Source organism: Nitrosomonas sp. Nm34 (assembly GCF_900113925.1).
In the GTDB taxonomy this organism is placed as follows: Bacteria; Pseudomonadota; Gammaproteobacteria; order Burkholderiales; family Nitrosomonadaceae; genus Nitrosomonas.
Genome location: NZ_FORD01000144.1, coordinates 1 through 1,138 on the forward strand (window position 1 = coordinate 1; position 1,138 = coordinate 1,138).

2 pseudogenes are annotated in these 1,138 nt (G+C 46.9%); both read left to right on the forward strand.

Going from position 1 to position 1,138, the window contains the following annotated elements:
- Positions 1 to 214: 214 nt before the first annotated feature.
- Positions 215 to 811, forward strand: a pseudogene (locus BM283_RS17785) (IS3 family transposase); the annotation flags it as partial.
- 90 nt (positions 812 to 901) lie between these two features.
- A pseudogene (locus tag BM283_RS17790) lies at positions 902 to 1,138 on the forward strand (hypothetical protein); the annotation flags it as partial.

Genomic DNA, 1,138 nt, shown 5'->3' on the forward strand with positions numbered 1-1,138 from the left:
CCCGATCCATCATGAGCGCTTCAGCCACTTGAGTAACCGACCAGCCTTTACCTAACAGGTAGACCGTTTTTAGCCGGTCAGCATAACGCTTGTCTTTGGTTTGACGGTGCGCCACCTCTAAATTGGCAATTTCTTGTGCAGTGAGCAGGTAATGTGATGACATATTAAAATTCTAATATATTCACAACTATGCCGCATTAACTTAAACCAATTTTTGATTCACGAGAAGTATAACAGGGAAAAGGATGATATTGAGCTAACGACAATTATCCGGGATGTTTTCAGGAACAGCCGTGCTACCTATGGCACCCGACGTATTCCGGAATCGCTAGTCAGGTGGGATCGAACCGTCAGCCGTCGACGAATAGGACGATTGATGCGAGAAGCCGATCTGGTGTGCAAAACGAAACAAAAATTTAAAACTACTGTAAATTCCAAACATGATTTGCCCATTTCGCCTAATCAACTGGATCGGCAATTTAACGTACACCAGCCCGACCAGGTGTATGTGGGGGACATCACTTACATTCATACTCAGGAAGGCTGGTTGTATTTAGCCGTGGTAATTGATCTGTATTCACGACAAGTAGTAGGTTGGTCAATGGCAGGCCCTATGCGAACAAAGCTGGTGAATGATGCGCTGCTGATGGCTATTTGGAAACGAAAACCTGCGAAGGGCTTGTTGTGGCATAGTGACCGCGGCAGTTAATACGCATCGGATAGCCACCGGGCGTTATTAAAACAGCATGGCATCCGACAAAGTATGAGTCGAAAAGGTAACTGCTGGGATAATCTGGCAATCATCACTCGTCGAGCCGGCAAGGAGTCGGTAGCGTTGCCGTTACTTTCCCGCTTGATGCCAGCTATAGCATGTCTCCTATAAATTGATTATAATTTACAGATGACCTATCCGATATCATTTCGCCGTAAAGTATTATCCGTTCGTGAGAAGGAGAACCTCTCAATCGTGCAAGTGGCCAAGCGTTTTGATGTAGGGGTCGCCAGCGTGATGCGTTGGATCAAAACTCCCGATCCCAAGACCAGCCGCAACAAACCTGCCTACCAGGATCAACATGGAAATGTTGGCGCAGGACATCAAGAATTATCCGGACGCGTATCAGTACGAGCGCGCCAAACG